This window comes from Ramlibacter sp., from assembly GCF_035554825.1.
Taxonomy (GTDB): domain Bacteria; phylum Pseudomonadota; class Gammaproteobacteria; order Burkholderiales; family Burkholderiaceae_C; genus Ramlibacter.
This window is the reverse complement of record NZ_DATMHS010000003.1, coordinates 1-5,476: the sequence shown is the minus strand read 5'-3', so window position 1 is coordinate 5,476 and position 5,476 is coordinate 1. Positions and strand designations below refer to the sequence as shown.

Genomic DNA, 5,476 nt, shown 5'->3' with positions numbered 1-5,476 from the left:
CGACTCGGTGGGCAAGGTCGACGCCGGCAGCCAGCTGGTGGGGCAGGCCGGCGCCACGATGCAGGAGATCGTGGGCAGCATCAAGCGGGTGACCGACATCATGGGCGAGATCGCCGCGGCCAGCCAGGAGCAGACGCGCGGGATCGAGCAGGTGAACCAGGCCATCACCCAGATGGACCGCGTCACGCAGCAGAACGCCGGCCTGGTGGAGCAGGCGGCAGCCGCCGCCACCGACCTGCAGGAGCAGGCCGCCCAGCTGGTCGACGCCGTCAGCGTGTTCCAGCTCGACGCCGATGCCGAAGCGCAGCGCCTCATCACCCAGCTGCGCGAAAGCAGCCTGGCGTCGGCGGCCGCCGGCCGCCGGCCGGCGCAGACGGCCTGACCGACAGCCAGTTTCTTTCACAGGAGCACACCATGAACTTCAAGCAACTGATCCTGGGCGCGGTCTCGTGCGCGCTGCTCGCCGCGGCGCTGCCGGCCGGCGCGGCGGCCGAGTTCGGCACCGCCGCCGAAGCCGAGGCGATGGTCAAGCGGGCCATCGAGCACATGAAGGCCGGCAAGGAGCAGGCCTATGCCGACTTCACCGCCAAGAAGGCGCCGTTCGCCGACCGCGACCTGTACGTGACCGTGACCTCGCTGTCCGGCCCCAGCATGGCCCACGGCCAGAACGCCAAGATGGTCGGCATGGACATGAGCGACTTCCGCGACGTCGACGGCAAGGCCTATTTCCGCGAGCGCTTCGAGCTGGCCAAGACCAAGGGCAAGTTCTGGCAGGACTTCAAGTTCGTCGACCCCGTGACCAAGAAGGTGCTGCCCAAGTCGATGTACTGCGAGCGCGAGTCGGATGTCATCGTCTGCACCGGCATCTACAAGCGGTGACCGGTGCCGGCGCCGGCGGGTCCGGGCCCGCGGCGCCTGCCGGTCGATAGCGAAACGCACCGTCACTGGTGAAGGAGTCAAGAATGAAGCTTTGGCAAAAGATCGCCCTCGGACCGCTGGTGGCCATCACCTTCCTGCTGGCGCTGGGCGGCCTGTCGTACGCGGTGCTCACCAAGCAGGCGCAGACGATCGAGGGCATGTACCAGCAGCGTTTCGCCGACTACCGGAAGGCGACCCAGGCGTCGCAGGCGATCACCGAGGTGCATTCCAACGTGTACCGGCTCCTCACCTGGATTTCCAACCTCCAGCCCGAGCAGATCCAGCAGACCACCGCGGCGCAGAAGCGGCGGATCGACGAGGCGATCGGGACGGTGCAGCACTTCGCGCGCAGTGCCGGCTCGGCCGAGGAGCGCCGGCTGGCCGGCGTGCTGGCCGGCAAGCTCGCCAAGTACGAGGACAACGTGGTCAAGGGCATCGACCTGAGCACCGTCGACGTCAGCATGGGCACCATGCTGCTGCAGAACGCCGACGGCATTTTCCAGGAAATGCTCAAGGAGTTCGGCGCGATCGTCGAGATCGAGCGGCGCGCCGCCGAAGCGAGCTACCTGGAAGCGGAGGCGGCGTTCCGCCAGGCCCTGATCGTCTTGGTCGCCATGATCGTGGTGGCGGTGGCGGTGTCCGCCGCCGCGGCGGTGGTGATGACCCGGCTGATCGTGCGTCCGCTCAAGGCGGCGACCGCGTACGCCGGCCAGATCGCCGGCGGCGACCTGACCGGCACCATCCACGCGACCTCGACCGACGAGACCGGCGACCTGGTGCGCTCGCTGGCCGAGATGAACGCCGGCCTGGCGGCCATCGTCGGCAAGGTGCGCGCGGGCACCGACTCGATCTCCAGCGCCTCGTCGCAGATCGCCTCCGGCAACCAGGACCTGTCGCAGCGCACCGAGGAGCAGGCCAGCTCGCTGCAGGAAACGGCGGCCTCGATGGAGCAGCTGACCGGCACCGTCAAGCAGAACGCCGACAACGCCCGCCAGGCCAACCAGCTGGCGGCGTCGGCCTCGCAGGTGGCCGCCAAGGGCGGCGCGGTGGTCAAGGACGTGGTCGACACGATGGCGTCGATCGCGGCCTCGTCCGGCAAGATCTTCGACATCACCTCGGTGATCGACGGCATCGCGTTCCAGACCAACATCCTGGCGCTCAACGCCGCGGTCGAAGCGGCGCGGGCCGGCGAGCAGGGGCGGGGCTTCGCCGTGGTGGCGGCCGAGGTGCGCAGCCTGGCGCAGCGCTCGGCGGCGGCGGCCAAGGAGATCAAGACGCTGATCGACGACTCGACCGGCAAGGTCGACGCCGGCACCCGGCTGGTGGGTGCGGCCGGCCAGACGATGACCGAAGTGGTCGCCAGCATCCGGCGCGTGAGCGAGATCATGGGCGAGATCGCCAGCGCCAGCCAGGAGCAGACCCGCGGCATCGAGCAGGTCAACGCCGCCATCACCCAGATGGACCAGGTGACGCAGCAGAACGCCACGCTGGTCGAGCAGGCATCCTCGGCGGCCCAGTCGATGCAGCTGCAGGCCGGCAGCCTGGTCGAGGCCGTGAGCGCGTTCCGCCTGGCCGAGGCGCAGGCCGCCGAAGCGATCGCCCGGGCGCAGGAAGCCGCGCCGCGGCCGGCGCCGCGCGCCGGGCAGGAAGCGCCGGACGGGACCCGCGGCGAATGGGCCACCTTCTGACCCGCGCGGCGCGCGCCGCCGCCCTATCGCATCCGCGTTTCCTGCCGATAACCAAGATGTGGGGTCGGTCCGAAGGCCCGGCCCCCTGCATGCTCGAAAGTCACTCACCATGTCCGTCCTGTTCTCCACCGGCCTTTCTGGGCTGAACATCGCGCGCACCGCGCTGGTCACGACGGCCCACAACACGGCCAACGTGTACACCGAGGGCTACAGCCGCCAGAAGGTCGTGGTGGAGTCGAATCCCGCCCTGGCCACCACCGGCGGCTTCATCGGCGCCGGCGCCCGCGTCACCACCGTCGTGCGCAGCTACGACGGCTTCCTGTCGGCGCAGTTGTCGCAGGCCGAATCCTCGGCCCAGGGGCTGGACGCCTACGCCAACCAGATCCGCCGCCTCGACGACCTGCTGGCCGACCGCACCTCGGGTCTGTCGGCGCTGATGCAGGGCTTCTTCGCCGGCGTCCAAGGCGTCGCCGACACCCCGGCCGACCCGGCGGCGCGCCAGCAGCTGCTCAGCGGCGCGCAGGCGCTGGCCGGCAAGTTCCGCTCGGTCGACCGCTACCTCACCGACCTGAACGGCTCGCTCAACGAGCAGATCGCCGGCAGCGTCAACCAGATCAACGGCATCGCCACCCAGGTGGCGGCCCTCAACCGGCAGATCTCCCAGCTGTCGGGGGCCAGCGGCCAGCCGCCGAACGACCTGCTGGACACCCGCGACAAGCTGCTGGCCGACCTGAGCAAGGTGGTCGGCGTCACCGTGGTGCAGCAGGACGGCGGCCAGTACAACGTCTTCATCGGCAGCGGCCACACGCTGGTGCTCGGCGACCGCGCCGCCACCGTCACGGCCGTGGCCTCGGCGGCGGATCCGACGCGCCAGGCGGTGGCGTTGCTCGGCGCCAACGGCAACACCACCGAGCTGAAGGACGCCGACGTGAGCGGCGGCACGCTGGGCGGGATGCTGGCCTTCCGCGGCCAGGCGCTGGCGAGCGCGCAGAACGCGATCGGGCGCATCGCGACGACCTTGGCGGCCTCGTTCAACCAGCAGCATCGCGCCGGCGTCGACCTGCTGGGTCAGGACGGCGCGGACTTCTTCTCGCTGGCGGGCCCGGTCACGCTGTCCAACGGCAACAACAAGGGGACGCTGGCGGTCACGGCGACGGTGACCGACGCTTCGCGCCTGACGACCAGCGACTACGCGGTGAAGGTCGGCGGCACGCCGGGCGCGCTGACCTTTTCGGTGACCCGGCTGTCCGACGGCCAGCCGGTGGCGGCCACGGTGGCGCCGGCCGGCGCCGACCCGGCTTCGTTCACCAGCCTCTCCTTCGACGGCGTGACCGTCGAACCGGTCGCCCCGGCCGGGCTGCCGCAGCCGGGCGACTCGTTCCTGGTGGCGCCCACCCGCGCCGCCGCGCGCGACTTCGAGGTTGCGATCGGCGACCCGTCGCGCATCGCCGCTGGCCAGAACCCCGGCTTCGGCCCGGCCGACGGCCGCAACGCGCTGCAACTGGCGGCGCTGCAGCGCCAGGCGCTGGTCGGCGACGGCACCACCACCTTCAACGGCGCCTACGCCCGGCTGGTGAGCGAGGTCGGCAACCGGGCCATGGAAGTCCAGGTGGCGCACGACAGCCAGGCCAGCCTCGCCGCCCAGGTGCGCGCCAGCCAGCAGGCGGTGGCTGGCGTCAACCAGGACGAGGAAACCGCCAACCTGCTGATGTACCAGCAGATGTACCAGGCCAATGCCAAGGTGATCCAGACCGCCTCGGCGATCTTCGACACCATCCTCGGCCTGCGCTGAACGCGGCCGCAACGATCCCAGGACCAGCGATGCGCATCAGCACCCAGGCCTTCTTCGAACGCAACGCGGCGGGCATGAGCTCGCTGCAGCAGCAACTGTTCCGGGTCCAGCAGAAGCTGGGCGCGGGCACCAGCTTCCTCACCCCGTCCGACGATCCGGTCGCCGCCGCGCGCGCGCTGGGCGTCGCCCAGTCGATGTCCGAGGGCGCGCAGTATGCGGCCAGCCGCGGCCGCGCCGTCCAGTCGCTCTCGATGGAAGAAGGCGCGCTGCAGTCGGCCACCGGCATCCTGCAGGAGGTCAAGACGCTGGTGGTGCAGGCCGGCAACGGCACCATGTCCGACGCCGACCGCTCCACCATCGCCACCGCGCTGGAAGGCCAGTTCGCGCAGCTGCTGCGCACCGCCAACACCGACGACGGCAACGGGCAGTACCTGTTCGCCGGCTTCCAGAGCGCCACCCCGCCGTTCGTCCAGCAGGCCGACGGCAGCGTCGGCTACGCCGGCGACCTCGGCCAGCGCCTGATCCAGGTCGACGTGTCGCGGCAGATGGCCGCCACCGACGACGGCGCGACGGTGTTCCGCTCGGTGCAGGGCAGCGCCCGGCACGTGCCGGTGGCCGGGCCGCTGAACGCCGGCTCCGGCGTGTTCAGCGCGGTGTCGGTGAGCGACGGCAAGGACTACACGCTGACCTTCGGCCCGGCCGGGCAGTACACGGTGGACGACGGCACCACCGCCACCACCGGCACCTTCACCGCGGGCCAGCCGATCGAGGTCGGCGGCCTGAAGATCCGCATCGACGGCGCGCCGGCCGACGGCGACGTCTTCACGGTCGCCTCGGCGCAGGCCTCGGGCGCCGACGTGTTCCAGGCGATGCGCGACCTGATCACGACCCTCAAGGCGCCGGTCACCGATCCGGTGGCCAGCGCCCGCCTGGCCAACGCGCTCAGCACCGCGAACGTGAAGCTCACCAACGCGCACGACAACGTCCTCACCGTGCGCTCCTCGGTCGGCTCGCGGCTGGCCGAACTCGACGCGCTCAAGGGCGGCGGCGAATGGCGGCAGGTGGTGGACCAGACCTA

The 5,476-nt window shown here is 70.9% G+C and carries 5 protein-coding genes; all 5 read left to right on the top strand.

Annotated features, from left to right (window positions below):
• A partial coding sequence (locus VNT59_RS00180; RefSeq protein WP_325495438.1) for a methyl-accepting chemotaxis protein occupies nt 1–382 on the top strand: 382 nt, incomplete at its 5' end.
• Nucleotides 383–414: 32 nt separating this feature from the next.
• On the top strand, nt 415–879 hold the full coding sequence (locus VNT59_RS00175) for a cache domain-containing protein (protein ID WP_325495436.1): 465 nt from the start codon (nt 415–417) through the stop codon (nt 877–879).
• An 83-nt stretch (nt 880–962) separates the two neighbouring features.
• Entirely contained in the window at nt 963–2,606 is a 1,644-nt protein-coding gene (locus VNT59_RS00170) for a methyl-accepting chemotaxis protein (protein ID WP_325495434.1), read from the top strand.
• A gap of 109 nt (nt 2,607–2,715) precedes the next feature.
• Complete coding sequence (gene flgK / locus VNT59_RS00165; RefSeq protein WP_325495432.1) at nt 2,716–4,398, top strand: flagellar hook-associated protein FlgK; 1,683 nt, start codon at nt 2,716–2,718, stop codon at nt 4,396–4,398.
• A gap of 29 nt (nt 4,399–4,427) precedes the next feature.
• The coding region (gene flgL / locus VNT59_RS00160) for a flagellar hook-associated protein FlgL (protein ID WP_325495430.1) at nt 4,428–5,476 on the top strand (1,049 nt) is incomplete at its 3' end.